We start from the raw sequence: 22,348 nt of genomic DNA, 5'->3' as shown, positions 1-22,348 counted from the left end.
CTGGTGTGAGAGGTTCCCGTCGCGAGACGGGGGCCGATCTCATCAAAGCGGTGTAGCTCAGTCGGTAGAGCAAGCGGCTCATAATCGCTGTGTCACCGGTTCAAGTCCGGTCACCGCTACTGACAGTAGCCGATTGCGGGGTCGGTCCTTCGATCGGCTACTCTTTTATGCGTTAAACCATCCCACCCGTTCGTCAAGGAGCACTCACGTGGCTGCCACCGACGTCCGCCCGAAGATCACGCTGGCCTGCGTGGAGTGCAAGGAGCGGAACTACATCACCAAGAAGAACCGGCGTAACAACCCGGACCGTCTTGAGATGAAGAAGCACTGCCCGCGTTGCAATGCGCACACTGCGCACCGCGAGACGCGATAACAACAGGCTCGTTCGTGAGGCCGTCCCCACTCGGGGGCGGCCTCACGGCGTTTCGGGGGACGGCTTTCCCGCTAGTTTGTGGGGCATCACAGCAGACATCAGGAGGTACCGGGCCAATGGCGCTCGACCAGTCCTTCGTGGGACGGACCTACCCACCCACCGAGCCCTACGAGGTGGGGCGGGAGAAGATCCGTGAGTTCGCCGAGGCGGTGGGCGACGCCAACCCCGTGTACACGGACGCGGAGGCCGCCAAGGCGCTCGGCCATTCCGATGTGATCGCCCCGCCGACCTTTGTCTTCTCGATCACCTTCCGCGCGGCCGGACAGGTCGTCGAGGACCCGCAGCTCGGCCTGGACTACAGCCGGGTGGTGCACGGCGACCAGAAGTTCGCCTACCGGCGCCCGGTGCGCGCCGGCGACCGGCTGACGGTGACCTCGACCATCGAGGCCATCAAGTCCCTCGCGGGCAACGACGTCATCGACATCCGCGGCGACGTCCACGACGAGGCGGGCGAGCTCGTGGTGAGCGCCCTGACCAAGCTGGTGGCCCGCGCGGCGGACGTGGAAGAGGGGGCGTGAGGATCCGATGACGGCGAAGATCGCTTACGAGGACGTCGAGGTCGGCACCGAACTCCCGGCGCAGACCTTCCCCGTGACCCGCGCCACGCTGGTGCGGTACGCGGGCGCCTCCGGGGACTTCAACCCGATCCACTGGAACGAGAAGTTCGCCAAGGAGGTCGGCCTGCCGGACGTCATCGCGCACGGCATGTTCACCATGGCCGAGGCGATCCGGGTGGTGACCGACTGGACCGGCGACCCGGGCGCGGTCGTCGACTACGGCGTCCGCTTCACCAAGCCCGTCGTCGTCCCGAACGACGACCAGGGCGCCCTGATCGAGGTCAGCGGCAAGGTCGCGGCCAAGCTCGACGACAACACCGTGCGCGTCGACCTGACGGCGATGAGCGCCGGGCAGAAGGTGCTGGGCATGTCGCGTGCGGTCGTGCGGCTGGGCTGAGCCCGGCGACTCGGTAAGGGGCGCCCTCCATTGCGGGGCGCTCCTTACGCGTATGCGGTCCCCGTAGTGCAGCGGTCGGGACCCCCTTGACGTAGTTAGTGATTGAGTACTAACTTTCTCGCATGGTCAGGATGAGCGCAGAGGAGCGGCGCGAGAGCGTCATCCGCGCGGCGATCGCAGAGTTCGCACAGAGGGGCTACTACGGCACCTCCACCGAGGCGATCGCCAAGCGGGTCGGGGTCTCGCAGCCGTACCTCTTCCGGCTCTTCCCGGGCAAGAAGGCGATGTTCGCCGCGGCTTCGCAGCGCTGCATCGACGACATGCGCGAGGTCTTCGAGAAGACGGCCGAGGGGCTGAAGGGCGAGGAGGCCCTGCGCGCCATGGGCGAGGCGTATGTGCGGCTGATCCAGGAGAGGCCGGAGCGGCTCCAGATGCAGATGCAGACGTACATCACCGTCGCGGCCGCGGAGGCGGAGGGCGAGCACGAGTTCGGTGAGCTGGTGCGGGACGGCTGGATGCGGCTCTGGGACGCCGTCCATCTGCTCTCGGGGGTCGACGTCGACGCCACCACGGCCTTCCTGGCCAAGGGGATGCTCATCAACACCTACTCGGCCATGGGGTTTCCGCCCGAACACCGGGTCTGGCAGGGGATGTTCCCGGATGCCGGGGCCACGGGACGGCTGGAGAAGTGCAACGACGGGTGACGGGGCGGTCCGCCTTTCCCGACCAGGGCCTTTTCTTGGGCCAGAAATTTAGTGATCACTAACTAACCAACGCAGAGCATGCTCTGGGGGAGCGATGTCACAAGAGACCGCACGCCGCGGGGGCGCCGGATGGGCGCTCGTCATCACCAGCGTCGCCGGATTCATGGCGGCCCTCGACAACCTCGTCGTCACCACCGCCCTGCCCTCCATCCGCAAGGACCTCGGCGGAGCCCTGGACGACCTCGAATGGACCGTGAGCGCCTACACGCTCACCTTCGCCGTCCTGCTGATGTTCGGCGCCGCCCTGGGCGACCGCTTCGGCCGGCGCCGGCTCTTCCTCGCCGGGCTCACCGTCTTCACCGGCGCCTCCGCCGCCGCGGCCATGGCGCCCGGCATCGACTCCCTGATCGCCGCCCGCGCGGTGCAGGGCGTCGGCGCGGCGATCATGATGCCGCTCACCCTCACCCTGCTGACGGCGGCCGTGCCCGAGGCCAAACGCGGGATGGCGTACGGCATCTGGGGTGCCGTCAACGGGCTCGCGGTCGCCTCCGGGCCGCTCATCGGCGGCAGCCTCACCGAACACGTGTCCTGGCACTGGATCTTCTGGCTGAACGTGCCGCTCGGCCTCGCCCTGCTGCCGCTCGCCCGCCTCCGCCTCGCCGAGTCCCACGGCACCGGCGCCCCGCTCGACATACCCGGCACCCTGCTCGCCAGCGGCGGTCTCTTCGGGATCGTCTACGGCCTGGTGCGCGGCCCCGCCGACGGCTGGACCGGCCCGCTCGTGCTCACCGGGCTGTTCGCGGGCACCGCCCTGCTCGTCGGCTTCGTCTTCCACGGCAGCCGCGCCAAGAACCCCATGCTGCCGATGCGGCTCTTCCGCTCCCGCGCCTTCTCCGGGATCAACGCGGCCAGCCTGCTGATGTTCCTCGGGATGTTCGGGTCGATCTTCCTGCTCAGCCAGTACATGCAGGGCGTGCTCGGCTACTCGCCCACCGAGGCGGGCCTCAGGATGCTGCCCTGGACCGGCATGCCGATGATCGTCGCGCCGATCGCGGGCATCCTGTCCGACCGCGTAGGCGGCCGCCCGGTCGTCGCGGCCGGACTCTTCCTGCAGGCCGCCGGGCTCGGCTACCTGGCCTCCGTCGTCACCGCCGACGCCTCCTACGCCGCCCAGCTGCCCGGCCTGATCATCAGCGGCATCGGCATGGCCCTGTACTTCGCCCCGGCCGCCAACCTGGTGATGTCCGCCGTACGGCCGCAGGAACAGGGCATCGCCTCCGGCGCCAACAACGCGCTGCGCGAGGTCGGCGGCGCACTCGGCGTCGCGGTCATGTCGTCCATCTTCTCCGCCCAGGGCGGCTACGAGAGCGCCCAGAGCTTCGTGGACGGACTGAAGCCCGCCCTGTTCACCGGCTCGGCCGTGGTGGTCCTCGCCGGGATCGCGGCCCTGGCCATCCCCGGCCGGCGGCGCGCCGCGCGGCTCGTCGCCGAGGGGGAGCCGGCCCCGGCGCTGGAGACCGTCGGCGGCTGACGACGGCTGACGGCACGCGCGCGTGGGGCCCCGTTCTCGGCGGACGGGGCCCCACGCGCGCGTGCCGCTCTTGGCGGTGGGACTGTCGGTGGCGTCTCGTAGTCTTGGGCGCGTGCAGGAACTCCACGACGCCCCCCTCGCCCCCCTCACCACCTTCCGGCTCGGCGGCCCCGCCACCCGGCTGGTCACCGCCACCACCGACGCCGAGGTCGTCGCCGCCGTCCGCGCGGCCGACGACAGCGGGACCCCGCTGCTGGTCATCGGCGGCGGCTCGAACCTGGTCATCGGCGACAAGGGCTTCGACGGCACCGCCCTGCGCATCGCCACCACCGGCTTCGAACTGCGCGGCACGACGCTGGAGCTGGCGGCCGGCGAGGTGTGGACCGACGCGGTCGCCCGCACCGTAGAGGCCGGCCTCGCGGGCATCGAGTGCCTCGCCGGGATCCCGGGCTCCGCCGGGGCCACGCCCATCCAGAACGTGGGGGCGTACGGCCAGGAGGTCTCCGCGACCGTCACCGAGGTCGTCGCGTACGACCGGCGGAGCGGCGAGACGGTGACGCTGGCCAACGAGGAGTGCGCGTTTTCATACCGGCACAGCCGCTTCAAGGCCGACCCCGAGCGCTACGTCGTCCTGCGCGTCCGGTTCGGACTGGAGGACGCCGGCGGGCTGTCGGCGCCGGTGCGGTACGCGGAGGCCGCGCGAGCGCTCGGGGTGGAGCCGGGGGACCGGGCGCCGCTCGCCGAGGTCCGCGAGGCGGTGCTCAAGCTGCGCGCCGGGAAGGGGATGGTGCTGGATCCCGAGGACCACGACACCTGGTCGGCGGGGTCCTTCTTCACCAACCCGATCCTCACGGACGAGCAGTTCGCCGCCTTCCACGCGCGCGTGCGGGAGCGGCTGGGGGACACGGCCGAGCCACCCGCCTACCCGGCGGGGGACGGGCGTACCAAGACCTCGGCGGCCTGGCTGATCGACAAGGCCGGGTTCACCAAGGGGTACGGCAGTGGCGCGGCCAGGATCTCCACGAAGCACACGCTGGCGCTGACCAACCGGGGCGGGGCCACGACCGAGGATCTGCTGGCGCTGGCTCGGGAGGTCGTCGCCGGGGTCCGGGAGGCCTTCGGCGTGACCCTGGTCAACGAGCCGGTGACCGTCGGCGTGAGCCTCTAGAGAGGGCGTGAGCCTCCAGAGAGGCAGGAGCCGCGAGCCGGAGGCTCAGTACGCCACTCCCACCCCCTGCTTCACCGTCCCGGCGTCCTCGATCATCGCCAGCATCGCGTGGGCCACGTCCGCCCGCGCGATGAAGCGTCCCTTGCGCGGGAAGCCGCCCACCACCGTGCGGTAGGTACCGGTCAGCGGCTTGTCCTGCAGGCGCGGCGGGCGTACGGAGGTCCAGTCGGTGCCGCTGCGGGACAGTTCGGCCTCCATCTCGCGCAGGTCGTCGTAGACCGGCTTGAGGACGGTGGAGACCAGACCGCGCATGGAGCGGTCCAGGAGGCCGTCGTCCGGTTCCGGGCCCACCGGCGCGGCGCTGACCACCACCAGCCGTCGTACGGCCTCCGCCTCCATGGCGGCCAGGACCGTGCGGGTCAGCCGGGCGGCGACGCCGGCGTCGCCCCGGCCGCGCGGGCCCAGGCCGGACAGGACCGCGTTCCGGCCGCTCAGCGCCGGGCGGATCACCTCGGGGTCGGTGAGGTCCGCGCGGACCACCTCCAGGCCCGTACCGGTCACGGTCAGCCGGGCGGGGTCGCGGACCACCGCCGTGACCCGGTGGCCGGACGCCAGCGCCTGACGGACCAGCTCCCGGCCGATCCCGCCGGTCGCGCCGAACACAGTGAGATTCATGACTGCTCCCGTTCCAGGACAGCAAGAGTGGCGGCAAGAGTGGTGGGTGAGTGTTCACTCACCTCTGTCTCCTCCTAGAGTGGGTAAGTATTCACTCACCAGTCAAGGCCCTTCGGGGAAGTCCGTCGAAGCCGCAGGAAGGGGCATGTGATCCTTGGATGCCATGGAGCAGAAACCGGCCCGCGTCCGCATCCTCGACGCCGCTCACGAGCTGATGCGCACCGTCGGGCTCGCCCGTGCCACCACCAAGGAGATCGCCAGGGCGGCCGGCTGTTCCGAGGCGGCCCTCTACAAGTACTTCCCCAGCAAGGAAGAACTGTTCGTGCACGTCCTGACCGAGCGGCTGCCGCGGCTTCTCCCGCTCCTCGGCGAGCTCACCGTGGAACCCGGCCGGGGCAGCCTGGAGGACAACCTCACTCAGATCGCCCGTCAGGCCGCCCTCTTCTACGAGGCGAGCTTCCCGATCGCCGCCTCCCTCTACGCCGAGCAGCAGCTCAAGCGGAAGCTCGACGACAAACTGCGCACCATCGGCGCGGGACCGCATGTGCCGATGAGAGCCCTCGACGCCTACCTGTGCGCCGAGAAGGCGGTCGGCCGGATCCGCCCCGACGCCGACACCACCGCGGCCGCCGCCCTCCTCCTCGGCGCCTGTGTCCAGCGCGTCTTCGCCTACGAGGCGACCTCGACCGGCGAGCGCCCGCCGGTCGACACGTTCGCCGCCCGCATCGCCCGCACCCTGCTGGGCGGGCTCTCCGTCGCCGAGGAGCGCGCCCGCCCTGCCACCGGGGCGTGACCGGCAATCAGGACACCGGCGCGACCAGCCAGGCGTCGATGTCCGCCAGAAGCCCGGACTTCACGTCCTCCGGTGCAGCCGAGCCCCGGACCGACTGGCGGGCCAGTTCCGCCAGTTCGGCGTCCGTGAAGGCGTGGTGCACGCGCGCGATGTCGTACTGCGCGGCAAGCCGGGAGCCGAACAGGAGCGGGTCGTCGGCGCCCAGGGCCAGCGGCACGCCCGCCTCGAAGAGGGTGCGCAGCGGCACGTCCTCGGGCTTCTCGTAGACGCCCAGGGCCACGTTGGAGGCCGGGCACACCTCGCAGGTGATCTCCCGGTCCGCCAGGCGCTTGAGCAGCCTCGGGTCCTCCGCCGCCCGCACGCCGTGCCCGATCCGGGAGGCGTGCAGGTCGTCCAGGCAGTCCCGCACCGACGCCGGGCCGGTCAGCTCGCCGCCGTGCGGGGCCGCCAGCAGGCCGCCCTCGCGCGCGATGTGGAACGCCCGGTCGAAGTCCCGCGCCATGCCCCGTCGCTCGTCGTTCGACAGCCCGAAGCCGACCACGCCCCGGTCCGCGTACCGGACGGCGAGCCGGGCCAGCGTCCGCGCGTCCAAGGGGTGCTTCATACGGTTCGCGGCCACCAGGACACGCATGCCGAGGCCGGTCTCCCGGGAGGTCGTCTCGACCGCGTCCAGGATGATCTCCAGGGCCGGGATCAGACCGCCGAGCCGCGGGGCGTACGACGTCGGGTCCACCTGGATCTCCAGCCAGCGCGAGCCGTCCTTCAGATCCTCCTCGGCGGCCTCCCGGACCAGGCGCCGGATGTCCTCGGGCTCTCTCAGGCAGGAGCGAGCGGCGTCGTACAGCCGCTGGAAGCGGAACCAGCCCCGCTCGTCGGTGGCCCGTAGTCTCGGTGGTTCGCCGCTGGTCAGGGCGTCGGTGAGCGCCTCGGGGAGGCGCACGCCGTATTTGTCGGCCAGTTCCAGGACGGTTGCCGGCCGCATCGAACCGGTGAAGTGCAGATGCAGATGAGCTTTCGGCAGCTCAGAGACATCACGTACGTGCTCCATTCCAGGATCCTGCCGTACGCGGCTGTCCTACCGGTAGCGGATTCCCCGTTAGTGGCCTTGCTCGCACACGAGAGCGCACCGAGGACCGGACACGAGAACGGGCCGCCTCCCCGTGGGAGACGGCCCGTACGCGCGCGTGGAGCGTGCTTTCGCGGAGAGGGTCAGTCCTTGGCTTCCGACAGGAGCTTCTGCATCCGGCTCACGCCCTCGACGAGGTCCTCGTCACCCAGCGCGTACGACAGGCGCAGGTAGCCGGGCGTGCCGAAGGCCTCGCCGGGGACGACGGCGACCTCTGCCTCCTCCAGGATCAGCTCGGCCAGCTCCACCGAGGAGGCCGGGCGCTTGCCGCGGATCTCCTTGCCGAGCAGCGCCTTGACCGACGGGTAAGCGTAGAAGGCGCCCTCGGGCTCCGGGCAGAGCACGCCGTCGATCTCGTTGAGCATCCGCACGATCGTCTGGCGGCGCCGGTCGAAGGCCTCGCGCATCGTCGCCACGGCCTCCAGGTCGCCGGAGACGGCGGCCAGGGCGGCGACCTGCGCCACGTTGGAGACGTTGGAGGTGGCGTGCGACTGGAGGTTGGTGGCCGCCTTGACGACGTCCTTGGGGCCGATGACCCAGCCCACCCGCCAGCCGGTCATGGCGTACGTCTTCGCCACACCGTTGACCACGATGCACTTGTCGCGCAGCTCGGGCAGGATCGCCGGCAGCGAGGTGAACTTCGCGTCGCCGTAGACCAGGTGCTCGTAGATCTCGTCCGTGAGGACCCACAGACCGTGCTCCACGGCCCAGCGGCCGATCGCCTCGGTCTCGGCCTCGCTGTAGACCGCGCCGGTCGGGTTGGACGGGGAGACGAAGAGCACGACCTTCGTCTTCTCGGTGCGGGCCGCCTCCAGCTGCTCCACGGAGACGCGGTAGCCGGTGGTCTCGTCCGCGACGACCTCGACCGGGACACCGCCGGCCAGGCGGATGGACTCCGGGTACGTGGTCCAGTACGGGGCGGGGACGATGACCTCGTCGCCCGGGTCGAGGATCGCGGCGAAGGCCTCGTAGATGGCCTGCTTGCCGCCGTTGGTGACGAGGACCTGGGAGGCGTCCACCTCGTAGCCCGAGTCGCGCAGCGTCTTCGCGGCGATCGCGTTCTTCAGCTCGGGCAGACCGCCGGCCGGGGTGTAGCGGTGGTACTTCGGGTTCTTGCAGGCCTCGATGGCGGCCTCGACGATGTAGTCCGGCGTCGGGAAGTCGGGCTCACCGGCGCCGAAGCCGATCACCGGGCGCCCGGCGGCCTTGAGGGCCTTTGCCTTGGCGTCCACGGCGAGGGTGGCGGACTCGGAGATCGCGCCGACTCGGGCGGAGACCCGGCGCTCGGTGGGAGGGGTTGCAGCGCTCATGGGCCCCATCGTTTCAGACCGGAAACCTGCCCGGCACGCCGGTTTCACAGACTGAACAAGTACGGGCCGAACCATGAACAAGCGTGCGGATCCGGCCCCCGGCCAGGACGATCTTCCGTACGGTCGCCCCGACTGCCACTTTCTGTTCGACGCGGCGCCGCGGAGCACGTACACTCTCACCTCGTTGGCCTTCAACAGCCGTGCCTGAGCGGGTGCACACCGAGCACCCGGCCGGATGCGGTACGTTGGGGGACACACAAAGGGTCGTAGCTCAATTGGTAGAGCACCGGTCTCCAAAACCGGCGGTTGGGGGTTCAAGTCCCTCCGGCCCTGCTACACACACCGCCAGGATGTGTGCGCATGTACGTACAAGCATTGCACCGCCGTGCGGCTCCAGAAACCGGGCGCGGCACGGCCATGACCCGGGACCAGGTGAGGACGAATGACGGACGCCGTGGGCTCCATCGACACGCCTGATGCCGATGAGGTGCAGGAGTCCAAGAAGAAGGGCCGCAAGGGCGGCAAGCGTGCCAAGAAGGGCCCGCTGAAGCGCCTCGGTACCTTCTACCGCCAGATCATCGCGGAACTCCGCAAGGTCGTCTGGCCGACTCGTAACCAGCTGACGTCGTACACCACCGTGGTGATCTTCTTCGTCGCCATCATGATCGCTCTGGTGACCGTGATTGACTATGGACTCAACCACGCGGCCAAGTACGTCTTCGGCTGAGCACAGAGCGAAGGGCGCCGTGGTACCGGCGCCCGATTTCGCATGTTCCACCCCTATGTATCCAGGAAGAAGCAGCCATCGTGTCTGACCCGAACCTGAACGACGCCGTCGAGGCCGTCGAGCCCGAAGAGGCCGTCGAAGACGAGCTGGACATCGTCGAGGGCGCGGACGAGCAGGACGAGTTCGAGGCTGCCGAGGCCGAACTGGGGGAGCCGGCCGAGGAGACCGCGGTCCACGTCGAGGACGAGGACGAGCTCGCCGAGGATGCGGAAGACGAGGACGCCGAGGACGCCGAAGACGAGGCCGTCGAGGACGAGCTCGTCGAGGAGGAGCCCGCCGAGCCGGTCGACCCCGTCCAGGCGCTCCGCGAGGAGCTGCGCCTGCTGCCGGGCGAGTGGTACGTCATCCACACCTACGCCGGCTACGAGAACCGCGTGAAGACCAACCTGGAGCAGCGCGCCGTCTCGCTGAACGTCGAGGACTACATCTTCCAGGCCGAGGTGCCGCAGGAAGAGGTCGTCCAGATCAAGAACGGCGACCGCAAGACCATCAAGCAGAACAAGCTGCCCGGTTATGTGCTCGTCCGCATGGACCTGACCAACGAGTCGTGGGGTGTCGTCCGCAACACCCCCGGCGTCACCGGCTTCGTCGGCAACGCGTACGACCCCTACCCGCTGACCCTGGACGAGATCGTCAAGATGCTCGCGCCGGAGGCCGAGGAGAAGGCGGCACGCGAGGCGGCGGAGGCCGAGGGCAAGCCGGCGCCGCAGCGCAAGGTCGAGGTCCAGGTGCTGGACTTCGAGGTGGGCGACTCGGTGACGGTGACCGACGGTCCGTTCGCCACGTTGCAGGCCACGATCAACGAGATCAACCCGGACTCCAAGAAGGTCAAGGGTCTGGTGGAGATCTTCGGGCGTGAGACGCCGGTCGAGCTTTCGTTCGACCAGATTCAGAAGAACTGAGTCGGTCGTTCGTCGGCTGCGGGCCGGTGGGGGTTGTTCGCGCTCACGCGGCGGTAGCCGCAAATTGATACAGCCCCGCGCCCCTAGGTAAGTCAGGTCAGGTTGGCCTCAAGCGGGCCCCCTGACCTGCTTCGTTTTTGGCCGCGCATCTATACCCGTTATCGTTGTGCGGTATGCCTGCGTTCGGGTTGGTCCCCTCGCGCAGGCAGGACCCGAAATGAAAGGACCCGGAGAGCTATGCCTCCCAAGAAGAAGAAGGTCACGGGGCTCATCAAGCTCCAGATCAACGCCGGTGCGGCGAACCCGGCTCCGCCGGTCGGCCCCGCGCTCGGTCAGCACGGCGTCAACATCATGGAGTTCTGCAAGGCCTACAACGCCGCGACCGAGTCGCAGCGCGGTTGGGTCATCCCGGTGGAGATCACGGTCTACGACGACCGTTCCTTCACCTTCGTCACCAAGACCCCGCCGGCCGCCAAGATGATCCTCAAGGCCGCTGGTGTCGAGAAGGGCTCCGGCGAGCCGCACAAGACCAAGGTCGCCAAGATCACCGAGGCGCAGGTCCGCGAGATCGCCCAGACCAAGCTGCCCGACCTCAACGCCAACGACCTGGACGCCGCGTCGAAGATCATCGCCGGCACCGCCCGTTCCATGGGCATCACGGTCGAGGGCTGAACCCCACCTTCGTAGAACCACCGTGGTAGGGCCTGCTCGGCCCGTACACCACGACTCCTTCAGAACACACAGGAGCAAGTTGTGAGCAAGCGCAGCAAGGCCCTTCGCGCTGCGGACGAGAAGATCGACCGGGAGAAGCTGTACGCCCCGCTCGAGGCCGTCCGTCTCGCCAAGGAGACCTCCACGACCAAGTTCGACGGCACCGTCGAGGTCGCCTTCCGCCTGGGTGTCGACCCGCGCAAGGCCGACCAGATGGTCCGTGGCACCGTGAACCTCCCGCACGGCACCGGCAAGACCGCCCGGGTCCTGGTCTTCGCGACCGGTGACCGTGCCGAGGCCGCGCGTGCCGCGGGCGCCGACATCGTCGGCGCCGACGAACTGATCGACGAGGTGGCGAAGGGCCGTCTGGACTTCGACGCCGTCGTCGCCACCCCGGACCTCATGGGCAAGGTCGGCCGCCTCGGCCGCGTCCTCGGCCCGCGTGGTCTGATGCCGAACCCGAAGACCGGCACCGTGACCCCCGACACGGCCAAGGCCGTCACGGAGATCAAGGGCGGCAAGATCGAGTTCCGCGTCGACAAGCACTCGAACCTGCACTTCATCATCGGCAAGACGTCCTTCGAGGACGACAAGCTGGTGGAGAACTACGGCGCCGCGCTGGAGGAGATCCTCCGTCTGAAGCCGTCCGCCGCCAAGGGCCGTTACATCAAGAAGGCCGCCATCAGCACCACGATGGGCCCCGGCATTCCGGTCGACTCGAACCGCACCCGCAACCTCCTCGTCGAGGAGGACCCGGCCGCCGTCTGAGCCCCGCGCTCGCTCCGGTAGCCGCGTCAGGGACGCGACAGCACCAGGACGGGCCCCGCAACCGAAAGGGTTGCGGGGCCCGTCCTGCTGTTTGTGCGACTCCCGGCGCACTGTCAGTGCCCTGGGTTAGCGTCGGGGTACGGGACCTTCACGGGGGTGGGCGGGATGAAGAGCAGGCAGGTGCGTCGTACGGCCGTCTCGATCGCGGTGGCGGCCGCGCTGACCGGGGTGGCCGCCTGCAGCTCCGCGGGCGGTTCGGGAAGCTCGGGAGGCTCCGGCAAGGAGGACCGGGCCGGTTCCCGCGCCGCGACCCGGGTCAGCCCCGTCGCCGCGCTGCGCTCCGCGGAGAGGTCCACCGACAGCGCCGACTCCGCCCGGGTCCGCTCCACCACGACCATGGGCTCCCTGCTGTCCATGACGACGAACGGCAGCCTCGCCTGGGACGACGGCATAACCGGCACGGTCACCATCACCTACACCGGCGGCAGCACCGCCGAGCTGATGCGCCGGCTCGGTACGACGTCGATGGAGGCCCGCTATCTGCCCGACGCCTACTACGCGAAGATGAGCGACACGTTCGCCGCACAGACCGGCGGCAAGCACTGGATCCGGTACGGGTACGGCGACCTGGCCTCCGTCGCGGGCGGCTCGGGCGCGCTGCTCAAGGACCAGATGCAGAACACCACGCCCAACAAGTCCGTGCAGATGCTGCTGGCCTCCGGCGACGTGAAGAGGGTCGGCGAGGAGAAGGTCGACGGCCAGGCCACCACCCACTACGCGGGCACGGTGAACGTGGCCGACCTGGCCGGGCAGAGCAGCAGCCTCACGGCGAGCCAGCTGGCCGGCCTGAAGAAGCAGCTCACCCAGGCCGGCGTCAGCACCGAGACCGTCGACATCTGGGTCAACGCCCAGGACCTGCTGGTCAAGAAGACCGAGAAGGCCGACACGGCGAACGGCACGATGACCCAGACCGCGCACTACAGCGACTACGGCGTGAAGGTCAGCGCGCGGAAGCCCCCGGCCGGCGACACCGCGGACTTCAAGACGCTGCTCAAGACGCAGGGCGCGAGCGGGCTGACCTCCTGAGCCGCCGGGCCGATCCCCTGGTCCGCCGGTGACCGACCGGGGCCGATTTGCTCGACGGCGCACCGGTCCCGTACTCTCCTGGAGAAGCCAAAGACCGCTGGTCGTTGCCGTGTGCTCGTAAGAGTGTGCGGCGGCCGAAGGATCCGCTGAACCGCGGACGACCCGCGCAGGTGACTGTGGAAGTGCTCCCGGAGACGCATGCATCGCGTGTGTGACTTCGGTCGAGCTACGCCCCGTGCGCCTGCGCCGGGGCGTTTCGTTTTCCCCAGCCCCTTCTGAGCGGTCCTCATCACCCGGAAGGAGGCCGACGCTCTATGGCAAGGCCCGACAAGGCTGCCGCGGTAGCCGAGCTGACGGAGCAGTTCCGCAGCTCGAACGCCGCCGTGCTGACCGAGTACCGGGGTCTCACCGTGGCGCAGCTCAAGACGCTGCGCCGGTCGCTCGGTGAGAACGCCCAGTACGCCGTGGTGAAGAACACGCTGACCAAGATTGCGGCCAACGAGGCCGGGATCACGACGCTCGACGACCTGTTCAACGGTCCGACGGCGGTCGCCTTCGTCACCGGTGACCCGGTGGAGTCGGCGAAGGGTCTTCGTGACTTCGCCAAGGACAACCCGAACCTCGTCATCAAGGGCGGTGTCCTTGACGGCAAGGCGCTGTCCGCCGACGAGATCAAGAAGCTTGCGGACCTTGAGTCCCGCGAGGTTCTGCTCGCCAAGCTGGCGGGCGCCATGAAGGGCAAGCAGACGCAGGCTGCACAGCTCTTCCAGGCGCTCCCGTCGAAGTTCGTCCGCACCGTGGACGCGCTTCGCGCCAAGCAGGACGAGCAGGGCGGTGCCGAGTAACTCGGCTCGCGAAATGACCGCCGCCTGAGGCCCAGCGCCTGAGGCAGAGGTCGTAGCGGGCCGAACGTACGCCCGCCAGACATGTACATCCGGCACCAGCCGAATTAGTGGAAGGAAAGCCATCGTGGCTCTCACCCAGGACGAACTGCTCGCCGAGTTCGAGACGATGACCCTGATCCAGCTCTCCGAGTTCGTGAAGGCGTTCGAGGAGAAGTTCGACGTCACCGCCGCCGCCGCGGTCGCCGTTGCGGGCCCCGCCGCCCCGGGCGCCCCGGTCGAGGCCGCTGAGGAGCAGGACGAGTTCGACGTCGTCCTCACCGGCGCCGGCGACAAGAAGATCCAGGTCATCAAGGTCGTGCGTGAGCTGACCTCCCTCGGCCTGAAGGAGGCCAAGGACCTCGTGGACGGCGCCCCGAAGCCCGTTCTCGAGAAGGTCGCCAAGGAGGCCGCGGAGAAGGCCGCCGAGTCCCTCAAGGCCGCCGGCGCCTCCGTCGAGGTCAAGTAAGGCCTCTGAGGTCGAGCAGACCTCTGTGTGCTGAAACACCCCCTCGGGGGCTGTAACGCGCAGACCGCGAAGAGCGATCATCCATCCGGGTGGTCGCTCTTCGGCGTTCCTGGAAGGCCGACCACGGTTGCCTTGCACCTGTGACGGCGGGGGGTATGGTGATCTTCGTTGTGTCTCCGGCGCACCGGGTTTGCGCAGAGGGGCCTTGACGAACCGCACGCAGCGCGCAATTCTCAGGACGCGTCGCCAGAACGGTCCGAATCCGAGGCATGGATCGGCGACGAAGAGGGCAGTATCAACGTGCGTTGAGGGCAGGCATGACGCAGGCGTTGACGATGAAGAGGGTCTCAGAAAATGGAGACTGGACATCAGTGTGCCAAGTGGCTACACTGACCCTTTGCGCTGCCTGTTAGCCTTCCCCTGCCCGTCACCAGGGGTCTGCCCTCACCCGAACGCCGACGACCGAACCTCCTCTGAACTGGGGTTTCTGTCTCTGTGTCCGGGAAGGGACCGGGGAGCGCGTAGTGAGTCCGAGCCCTCGGAAGGACCCCCTCTTGGCCGCCTCGCGCACTGCCTCGAACGCGAATATGAACAACGGCGCCAGCACTGCCCCGCTGCGCATCTCTTTTGCAAAGATCAAGGAGCCTCTCGAGGTTCCCAACCTGCTCGCGCTGCAGACCGAGAGCTTTGACTGGCTGCTCGGGAACACCGCCTGGCAGAGTCGGGTCGAGGAGGCTCTGGAGTCCGGTCAGGACGTCCCCACCAAGTCCGGTCTGGAGGAGATCTTCGAGGAGATCTCCCCGATCGAGGACTTCTCCGGGTCGATGTCGCTGACGTTCCGCGACCACCGCTTCGAGCCGCCGAAGAACAGCATCGACGAGTGCAAGGAGCGCGACTTCACGTACGCCGCCCCGCTCTTCGTCACGGCCGAGTTCACCAACAACGAGACCGGCGAGATCAAGTCCCAGACGGTCTTCATGGGCGACTTCCCGCTCATGACGCACAAGGGCACCTTCGTCATCAACGGCACCGAGCGTGTCGTCGTGTCGCAGCTGGTCCGCTCGCCCGGTGTCTACTTCGACTCCTCCATCGACAAGACGTCCGACAAGGACATCTTCTCCGCCAAGATCATCCCGTCCCGGGGTGCCTGGCTGGAGATGGAGATCGACAAGCGCGACATGGTCGGTGTCCGTATCGACCGCAAGCGCAAGCAGTCCGTCACCGTCCTCCTGAAGGCGCTCGGCTGGACCACCGAGCAGATTCTCGAGGAGTTCGGCGAGTACGAGTCGATGCGCGCCACCCTGGAGAAGGACCACACCCAGGGCCAGGACGACGCGCTGCTCGACATCTACCGCAAGCTGCGTCCGGGCGAGCCCCCCACGCGTGAGGCCGCGCAGACGCTCCTGGAGAACCTGTACTTCAACCCCAAGCGCTACGACCTCGCCAAGGTCGGCCGCTACAAGGTCAACAAGAAGCTGGGTGCGGAGGCTCCGCTGGACGCGGGCGTCCTGACCGTCGAGGACGTCATCTCGACGATCAAGTACCTGGTGAAGCTGCACGCCGGCGAGACCGAGACCGTCGGTGACAGCGGCGTGAACATCGTCGTCGAGACCGACGACATCGACCACTTCGGCAACCGTCGTCTGCGCAGCGTCGGCGAGCTCATCCAGAACCAGGTCCGCACGGGTCTGGCCCGTATGGAGCGCGTCGTGCGTGAGCGCATGACGACCCAGGACGTCGAGGCGATCACGCCGCAGACCCTGATCAACATCCGGCCGGTCGTCGCCTCCATCAAGGAGTTCTTCGGCACCAGCCAGCTGTCCCAGTTCATGGACCAGAACAACCCGCTGTCGGGTCTCACCCACAAGCGCCGTCTGTCGGCTCTTGGCCCGGGTGGTCTCTCCCGTGAGCGGGCCGGCTTCGAGGTCCGTGACGTGCACCCGTCGCACTACGGCCGTATGTGCCCGATCGAGACCCCCGAAGGCCCGAACATCGGTCTGATCGGCTCGCTCGCCTCCTACGGTCGCGTCAACGCGTTCGGTTTCGTCGAGACCCCGTACCGCAAGGTCGTCGACGGCCAGGTCACCGACGAGGTGGACTACCTGACCGCCGACGAGGAGGACCGGTTCGTCATCGCGCAGGCCAACGCCGGCCTCAACGACGACATGCGCTTCTCCGAGGCCCGGGTGCTCGTCCGCCGTCGTGGCGGCGAGGTCGACTACGTCGCCGGTGACGACGTGGACTACATGGACGTCTCGCCGCGCCAGATGGTGTCGGTCGCGACCGCCATGATCCCGTTCCTCGAGCACGACGACGCCAACCGTGCCCTCATGGGCGCGAACATGATGCGGCAGGCCGTGCCGCTGATCAAGAGCGAGTCCCCGCTCGTCGGCACCGGCATGGAGTACCGCTCCGCCGTCGACGCCGGCGACGTGGTCAAGGCCGAGAAGGCGGGTGTGGTCCAGGAGGTCTCCGCGGACTACATCACCACCGCCAACGACGACGGCACGTACATCACGTACCGCCTGGCCAAGTTCGCCCGCTCCAACCAGGGCACCTCGGTCAACCAGAAGGTCATCGTCGACGAGGGCGACCGGATCATCGAGGGCCAGGTCCTGGCCGACGGCCCGGCCACCGAGAACGGCGAGATGGCCCTCGGCAAGAACCTGCTCGTGGCGTTCATGCCGTGGGAGGGTCACAACTACGAGGACGCGATCATCCTGTCGCAGCGCCTCGTGCAGGACGACGTCCTCTCCTCGATCCACATCGAGGAGCACGAGGTCGACGCCCGTGACACCAAGCTCGGCCCCGAGGAGATCACCCGGGACATCCCGAACGTCTCCGAGGAGGTCCTCGCCGACCTCGACGAGCGCGGCATCATCCGGATCGGTGCCGAGGTCGTCGCCGGTGACATCCTCGTCGGCAAGGTCACGCCCAAGGGCGAGACCGAGCTGACGCCGGAGGAGCGCCTGCTCCGCGCGATCTTCGGTGAGAAGGCCCGTGAGGTCCGCGACACCTCGCTGAAGGTGCCGCACGGCGAGATCGGCAAGATCATCGGCGTGCGCGTCTTCGACCGCGAGGAGGGCGACGAGCTGCCGCCGGGCGTGAACCAGCTGGTCCGCGTCTACGTCGCGCAGAAGCGCAAGATCACCGACGGTGACAAGCTCGCCGGCCGCCACGGCAACAAGGGTGTCATCTCGAAGATCCTTCCCATCGAGGACATGCCGTTCCTCGAGGACGGAACTCCGGTCGACATCATCCTCAACCCGCTCGGTGTCCCGTCCCGAATGAACCCGGGACAGGTCCTGGAGATCCACCTCGGCTGGCTCGCCAGCCGCGGCTGGGACGTCTCCGGCCTCGCCGACGACTGGGCCCAGCGGCTCCAGGTCATCGGCGCCGACCAGGTCGCCCCGCGCACCAACGTCGCCACCCCGGTCTTCGACGGTGCCCGCGAGGACGAGCTGGCGGGTCTGCTCCAGCACACCATCCCGAACCGCGACGGCGACCGCCTGGTGCAGCCGACCGGTAAGGCGCGGCTGTTCGACGGCCGTTCCGGTGAGCCGTTCCCGGACCCGATCTCCATCGGCTACATGTACATCCTCAAGCTCCACCACCTGGTCGACGACAAGCTGCACGCCCGTTCGACCGGCCCGTACTCGATGATCACCCAGCAGCCGCTGGGCGGTAAGGCCCAGTTCGGCGGCCAGCGGTTCGGCGAGATGGAGGTGTGGGCGCTGGAGGCGTACGGCGCCGCCTACGCCCTCCAGGAGCTGCTGACCATCAAGTCCGACGACGTCACCGGCCGCGTGAAGGTCTACGAGGCCATCGTCAAGGGCGAGAACATCCCCGAGCCCGGCATCCCCGAGTCCTTCAAGGTCCTCATCAAGGAGATGCAGTCGCTCTGCCTGAACGTGGAGGTGCTGTCCAGCGACGGTATGTCCATCGAGATGCGTGACACCGACGAGGACGTCTTCCGCGCTGCGGAGGAGCTCGGCATCGACCTGTCCCGGCGCGAGCCGAGCAGCGTCGAAGAGGTCTGACGGGAGTCCGGTAGGGGCCTCGCCACCGTGTGAGGCCCCCGCCGACCCCCAGGCCCCCGTTCAGACCAAAGACTCACAACCCTGAGAGGGATTGACGCATAGTGCTCGACGTCAACTTCTTCGACGAGCTCCGGATCGGCCTGGCCACCGCTGACGACATCCGTCAGTGGAGCCACGGCGAGGTCAAGAAGCCCGAGACCATCAACTACCGCACCCTCAAGCCGGAAAAGGACGGGCTCTTCTGCGAGAAGATCTTCGGCCCCACCCGGGACTGGGAGTGCTACTGCGGCAAGTACAAGCGCGTCCGCTTCAAGGGCATCATCTGTGAGCGCTGCGGCGTCGAGGTGACCCGCGCCAAGGTGCGCCGCGAGCGGATGGGCCACATCGAGCTGGCCGCTCCCGTCACGCACATCTGGTACTTCAAGGGTGTCCCGAGCCGGCTGGGCTACCTGCTCGACCTGGCTCCCAAGGACCTCGAGAAGGTCATCTACTTCGCGGCGTACATGATCACGTTCGTCGACGAGGAGCGTCGTACCCGCGACCTGCCCTCTCTGGAGGCGCATGTCTCCGTGGAGCGCCAGCAGGTCGAGAACCGCCGGGACGCCGACCTGGAGGCCCGTGCCAAGAAGCTGGAAAGCGACCTGGCCGAGCTGGAGGCCGAGGGCGCCAAGGCCGACGTGCGCCGCAAGGTGCGCGAGGGCGCCGAGCGTGAGATGAAGCAGCTGCGCGACCGTTCGCAGCGCGAGATCGACCGCCTCGACGAGGTGTGGACCCGCTTCAAGAACCTCAAGGTCCAGGACCTGGAGGGCGACGAGCTCCTCTACCGCGAGCTGCGTGACCGCTTCGGCACGTACTTCGACGGCTCGATGGGTGCCGCGGCGCTGCAGAAGCGCCTGGAGTCCTTCGACCTCGACGAGGAGGCCGAGAGGCTCCGCGAGATCATCCGTACCGGCAAGGGCCAGAAGAAGACCCGTGCGCTCAAGCGCCTGAAGGTCGTCTCCGCGTTCCTGCAGACCAGCAACAGCCCCAAGGGCATGGTGCTCGACTGCGTCCCGGTCATCCCGCCGGACCTTCGCCCGATGGTGCAGCTGGACGGTGGCCGCTTCGCGACCTCCGACCTGAACGACCTGTACCGCCGTGTGATCAACCGCAACAACCGCCTGAAGCGCCTTCTCGACCTCGGTGCGCCCGAGATCATCGTCAACAACGAGAAGCGCATGCTCCAGGAGGCCGTCGACGCGCTCTTCGACAACGGCCGTCGTGGCCGCCCGGTGACGGGCCCCGGCAACCGTCCGCTGAAGTCGCTGTCCGACATGCTCAAGGGCAAGCAGGGTCGCTTCCGTCAGAACCTGCTCGGCAAGCGTGTGGACTACTCCGCGCGTTCCGTGATCGTCGTCGGTCCGCAGCTGAAGCTGCACCAGTGCGGTCTGCCCAAGGCGATGGCGCTGGAGCTCTTCAAGCCGTTCGTGATGAAGCGGCTCGTGGACCTCAACCACGCGCAGAACATCAAGAGCGCCAAGCGCATGGTGGAGCGCGGCCGCACCGTCGTGTACGACGTCCTCGAAGAGGTCATCGCCGAGCACCCGGTGCTGCTGAACCGTGCGCCCACCCTGCACCGCCTCGGCATCCAGGCCTTCGAGCCGCAGCTGGTCGAGGGCAAGGCCATCCAGATCCACCCGCTCGTCTGCACCGCGTTCAACGCGGACTTCGACGGTGACCAGATGGCCGTGCACCTGCCGCTGTCCGCGGAGGCGCAGGCCGAGGCCCGCATCCTGATGCTGTCCTCGAACAACATCCTCAAGCCCGCCGACGGCCGTCCGGTGACGATGCCGACCCAGGACATGGTCCTCGGTCTGTTCTTCCTCACCACCGACGGCGAGCTGCGTGACACCAAGGGCGAGGGCCGGTCCTTCGGCTCCACGGCCGAGGCGATCATGGCGTTCGACGCAGGTGAGCTCGCGCTCCAGTCGCCGATCGACATCCGCTTCCCGGTGGGCACCATCCCGCCGCGCGGCTGGACCCCGCCGGTCGTCGAGGAGGGCGAGCCGGAGTACCAGACCGGTGACACCTTCCGGCTGCGCACCACCCTGGGCCGCGCGCTCTTCAACGAGCTGCTGCCCGAGGACTACCCGTTCGTGGACTACTCGGTGGGCAAGAAGCAGCTCTCCGAGATCGTCAACGACCTGGCCGAGCGCTACCCCAAGGTCATCGTGGCGGCGACGCTCGACAACCTGAAGGCGGCCGGCTTCTACTGGGCGACCCGTTCCGGTGTCACCGTGGCCATCTCCGACGTCGTCGTTCCCGAGGCGAAGAAGGAGATCGTCCGCGGCTACGAGGCGCAGGACGAGAAGGTCCAGAAGCAGTACGAGCGCGGTCTGATCACCAAGGAAGAGCGCACGCAGGAGCTCATCGCGATCTGGACCAAGGCGACCAACGAGGTCGCCGAGGCGATGAACGCGAACTTCCCCAAGACGAACCCCATCTTCATGATGGTTGACTCGGGTGCCCGAGGAAACATGATGCAGATGCGGCAGATCGCCGGTATGCGTGGTCTGGTGTCGAACGCGAAGAACGAGACCATCCCGCGTCCGATCAAGGCGTCCTTCCGCGAGGGCCTCTCCGTCCTTGAGTACTTCATCTCCACGCACGGTGCCCGTAAGGGTCTCGCCGACACCGCCCTGCGTACCGCCGACTCGGGTTACCTGACCCGTCGTCTGGTGGACGTCTCGCAGGACGTCATCATCCGCGAGGAGGACTGCGGCACCGAGCGCGGCCTCAAGCTGCACATCGCGGAGGTCGGCGCGGACGGCGTGCTGCGCAAGGCGGAGAACGTCGAGACCAGCGTGTACGCCCGTGCGCTGGCCGAGGACATCGTCGTGGACGGCGTGGTGCTGGCCCCGGCCAACACCGACCTCGGTGACGTCCTCATCGAGGAGCTCGTGGCCCGTGGCGTCTCCGAGGTCAAGACCCGCTCGGTCCTGACCTGCGAGTCCGCCGTCGGCACCTGCGCCATGTGCTACGGCCGCTCGCTGGCCACCGGCAAGCTGGTCGACATCGGTGAGGCGGTCGGCATCATCGCCGCCCAGTCCATCGGTGAGCCCGGTACCCAGCTGACGATGCGTACCTTCCACACCGGTGGTGTGGCCGGTGACGACATCACCCAGGGTCTGCCGCGTGTCGTCGAGCTCTTCGAGGCCCGTACCCCGAAGGGTGTCGCCCCGATCTCCGAGGCCCAGGGCCGCGTGCGGATCGAGGAGACCGAGAAGACCAAGAAGATCGTCATCACGCCGGACGACGGCAGCGACGAGACGGCGTTCCCGATCTCGAAGCGCGCCCGTCTCCTGGTCAGCGAGGGCGAGCACGTCGAGGTGGGCCAGAAGCTCACCGTGGGTGCCACCAACCCGCACGACGTGCTGCGCATCCTGGGTCAGCGTGCCGTCCAGGTCCACCTGGTCGGCGAGGTCCAGAAGGTGTACAACTCGCAGGGTGTGTCGATCCACGACAAGCACATCGAGATCATCATCCGGCAGATGCTGCGCCGCGTGACGATCATCGAGTCCGGCGACGCCGAGCTGCTGCCCGGCGAGCTGGTCGAGCGCTCGAAGTTCGAGCACGAGAACCGTCGTGTGGTCCAGGAGGGCGGTCACCCGGCTTCGGGTCGTCCGCAGCTCATGGGTATCACCAAGGCCTCGCTGGCGACGGAGTCCTGGCTGTCGGCCGCCTCCTTCCAGGAGACGACCCGAGTCCTGACGGATGCGGCGATCAACGCCAAGTCCGACAGCCTCATCGGCCTCAAGGAGAACGTCATCATCGGTAAGCTCATCCCGGCCGGTACGGGTCTGTCCCGCTACCGCAACATCCGGGTCGAGCCGACCGAGGAGGCGAAGGCCGCGATGTACTCGGCCGTCGGCTACGACGACATCGACTACTCGCCGTTCGGCACCGGCTCCGGCCAGGCCGTCCCGCTGGAGGACTACGACTACGGTCCGTACAACCAGTAGTAGTGGGTT

19 protein-coding genes and 2 tRNA genes are annotated in these 22,348 nt (G+C 68.2%); 18 read left to right on the top strand and 3 right to left on the bottom strand.

Annotated elements, in window-relative coordinates:
• The first annotated feature begins 46 nt into the window (after positions 1 to 46).
• The 7 genes from SSP29_RS06690 (at position 47) to SSP29_RS06660 (ending at position 4,790) form a co-directional block, all read left to right on the top strand.
• Positions 47 to 119: transfer RNA gene (locus tag SSP29_RS06690), tRNA-Met, on the top strand.
• 89 nt (positions 120 to 208) lie between these two features.
• Complete coding sequence (gene rpmG / locus SSP29_RS06685; protein WP_003948671.1) at positions 209 to 373, top strand: 50S ribosomal protein L33; 165 nt, start codon at positions 209 to 211, stop codon at positions 371 to 373.
• 116 nt (positions 374 to 489) lie between these two features.
• Positions 490 to 951: a MaoC family dehydratase N-terminal domain-containing protein gene (locus tag SSP29_RS06680; RefSeq protein ID WP_089099488.1), complete on the top strand. Its 462-nt coding sequence runs from the start codon at positions 490 to 492 to the stop codon at positions 949 to 951.
• Positions 952 to 958: 7 nt separating this feature from the next.
• The gene (locus tag SSP29_RS06675) at positions 959 to 1,387 is read left to right on the top strand and encodes a MaoC family dehydratase (RefSeq protein ID WP_089099487.1); all 429 of its coding nucleotides are present in this window, start codon (positions 959 to 961) and stop codon (positions 1,385 to 1,387) included.
• Between the two features lie 122 nt (positions 1,388 to 1,509).
• Positions 1,510 to 2,091, top strand: coding sequence for a TetR/AcrR family transcriptional regulator (locus SSP29_RS06670; protein ID WP_089099486.1), 582 nt, complete (start codon positions 1,510 to 1,512; stop codon positions 2,089 to 2,091).
• A gap of 94 nt (positions 2,092 to 2,185) precedes the next feature.
• Complete coding sequence (locus SSP29_RS06665) at positions 2,186 to 3,622, top strand: MFS transporter (protein ID WP_089099485.1); 1,437 nt, start codon at positions 2,186 to 2,188, stop codon at positions 3,620 to 3,622.
• 112 nt (positions 3,623 to 3,734) lie between these two features.
• The gene (locus SSP29_RS06660) at positions 3,735 to 4,790 is read left to right on the top strand and encodes a UDP-N-acetylmuramate dehydrogenase (protein ID WP_089099484.1); all 1,056 of its coding nucleotides are present in this window, start codon (positions 3,735 to 3,737) and stop codon (positions 4,788 to 4,790) included.
• A gap of 45 nt (positions 4,791 to 4,835) precedes the next feature.
• On the opposite strand, the gene SSP29_RS06655 is transcribed toward SSP29_RS06660, so the two are convergent.
• Positions 4,836 to 5,465 carry an NAD(P)-dependent oxidoreductase gene (locus SSP29_RS06655; RefSeq protein WP_089099483.1) on the bottom strand — a complete coding sequence of 210 codons (630 nt, stop codon included), beginning with the start codon at positions 5,463 to 5,465 and terminating at the stop codon, positions 4,836 to 4,838.
• A 163-nt stretch (positions 5,466 to 5,628) separates the two neighbouring features.
• Between SSP29_RS06655 and SSP29_RS06650 the strand changes: the two genes are divergently transcribed.
• Positions 5,629 to 6,258 (top strand): TetR/AcrR family transcriptional regulator, encoded by a 630-nt coding sequence (locus SSP29_RS06650; protein WP_089099482.1) that lies wholly within the window; start codon positions 5,629 to 5,631, stop codon positions 6,256 to 6,258.
• A gap of 7 nt (positions 6,259 to 6,265) precedes the next feature.
• On the opposite strand, the gene SSP29_RS06645 is transcribed toward SSP29_RS06650, so the two are convergent.
• Positions 6,266 to 7,306, bottom strand: a complete 1,041-nt coding sequence (locus SSP29_RS06645) for an adenosine deaminase (protein WP_089099481.1) — start codon at positions 7,304 to 7,306, stop codon at positions 6,266 to 6,268.
• Positions 7,307 to 7,467: 161 nt separating this feature from the next.
• Entirely contained in the window at positions 7,468 to 8,694 is a 1,227-nt protein-coding gene (locus SSP29_RS06640) for a pyridoxal phosphate-dependent aminotransferase (protein WP_167449856.1), read from the bottom strand.
• 260 nt (positions 8,695 to 8,954) lie between these two features.
• On the opposite strand from SSP29_RS06640, the gene SSP29_RS06635 reads away from it, so the two are divergent.
• From SSP29_RS06635 to SSP29_RS06585, 10 genes are all read left to right on the top strand, one after another.
• Positions 8,955 to 9,027: transfer RNA gene (locus SSP29_RS06635), tRNA-Trp, on the top strand.
• A gap of 109 nt (positions 9,028 to 9,136) precedes the next feature.
• Positions 9,137 to 9,421 (top strand): preprotein translocase subunit SecE, encoded by a 285-nt coding sequence (gene secE / locus SSP29_RS06630; protein WP_089099479.1) that lies wholly within the window; start codon positions 9,137 to 9,139, stop codon positions 9,419 to 9,421.
• A gap of 80 nt (positions 9,422 to 9,501) precedes the next feature.
• Positions 9,502 to 10,383 carry a transcription termination/antitermination protein NusG gene (gene nusG / locus SSP29_RS06625; protein WP_089099478.1) on the top strand — a complete coding sequence of 294 codons (882 nt, stop codon included), beginning with the start codon at positions 9,502 to 9,504 and terminating at the stop codon, positions 10,381 to 10,383.
• 237 nt (positions 10,384 to 10,620) lie between these two features.
• Positions 10,621 to 11,055: a 50S ribosomal protein L11 gene (rplK, locus tag SSP29_RS06620; RefSeq protein WP_089099477.1), complete on the top strand. Its 435-nt coding sequence runs from the start codon at positions 10,621 to 10,623 to the stop codon at positions 11,053 to 11,055.
• Between the two features lie 81 nt (positions 11,056 to 11,136).
• Positions 11,137 to 11,862 (top strand): 50S ribosomal protein L1, encoded by a 726-nt coding sequence (gene rplA / locus SSP29_RS06615; protein ID WP_046731102.1) that lies wholly within the window; start codon positions 11,137 to 11,139, stop codon positions 11,860 to 11,862.
• Positions 11,863 to 12,027: 165 nt separating this feature from the next.
• Positions 12,028 to 12,948, top strand: a complete 921-nt coding sequence (locus SSP29_RS06610) for an SCO4651 family lipoprotein (RefSeq protein ID WP_089099476.1) — start codon at positions 12,028 to 12,030, stop codon at positions 12,946 to 12,948.
• A gap of 314 nt (positions 12,949 to 13,262) precedes the next feature.
• Entirely contained in the window at positions 13,263 to 13,793 is a 531-nt protein-coding gene (gene rplJ, locus SSP29_RS06605; protein WP_089099475.1) for a 50S ribosomal protein L10, read from the top strand.
• A gap of 121 nt (positions 13,794 to 13,914) precedes the next feature.
• Positions 13,915 to 14,298, top strand: coding sequence for a 50S ribosomal protein L7/L12 (gene rplL, locus SSP29_RS06600; RefSeq protein WP_089099474.1), 384 nt, complete (start codon positions 13,915 to 13,917; stop codon positions 14,296 to 14,298).
• A gap of 554 nt (positions 14,299 to 14,852) precedes the next feature.
• On the top strand, positions 14,853 to 18,338 hold the full coding sequence (gene rpoB / locus SSP29_RS06590) for a DNA-directed RNA polymerase subunit beta (RefSeq protein ID WP_089099473.1): 3,486 nt from the start codon (positions 14,853 to 14,855) through the stop codon (positions 18,336 to 18,338).
• A 101-nt stretch (positions 18,339 to 18,439) separates the two neighbouring features.
• Positions 18,440 to 22,339 (top strand): DNA-directed RNA polymerase subunit beta', encoded by a 3,900-nt coding sequence (locus tag SSP29_RS06585; protein ID WP_089099472.1) that lies wholly within the window; start codon positions 18,440 to 18,442, stop codon positions 22,337 to 22,339.
• The last annotated feature ends 9 nt before the right edge of the window (positions 22,340 to 22,348 follow it).

The organism is Streptomyces hyaluromycini (assembly GCF_002217755.1).
GTDB lineage: Bacteria > Actinomycetota > Actinomycetes > Streptomycetales > Streptomycetaceae > Streptomyces > Streptomyces hyaluromycini.
The sequence above is the reverse complement of the archived record's forward strand: the minus strand, read 5'-3'. Positions and strand labels throughout refer to the sequence as shown.